General features: G+C 66.8%; 1 pseudogene. It reads left to right on the forward strand.

What is annotated here, in order from left to right:
• Positions 1–388, forward strand: a pseudogene (locus tag EYW45_RS00065) (DUF802 domain-containing protein); the annotation flags it as partial.

The raw sequence follows: 388 nt of genomic DNA on the forward strand, positions 1-388 counted from the left end.
ATCGCAACAGGCCAACGCCGATACCGCACAGCGCCTGCAAGCGATGTGCGACGCGCTGGCGAAGACGGCGTCGGATATCTCCTCCGAAACCCGCGCGCAAGCCACGAGCACCCTGGCCGAAATCGACCGCGTGGTGCAGGTGGCTGCCGACGCGCCCAAGGCCGCCGCCGATCTGCAGAAAGCCTTGGCAGATCAGGATCAGGCACGCCTGAGCGCCTGGACCGCCTCCCTGGCCGAGATCGCCACGACGCTGCGCGAAGAATCGCAACAGGCCAATGCCGATACCGCACAGCGCCTGCAAGCGATGTGCGACGCGCTGGCGAAGACGGCGTCGGATATCTCCTCCGAAACCCGCGCGCAAGCCACGAGCACACTGGCCGAGATCGAC

Source organism: Schauerella aestuarii (assembly GCF_009866805.1).
GTDB lineage: Bacteria > Pseudomonadota > Gammaproteobacteria > Burkholderiales > Burkholderiaceae_B > Schauerella > Schauerella aestuarii.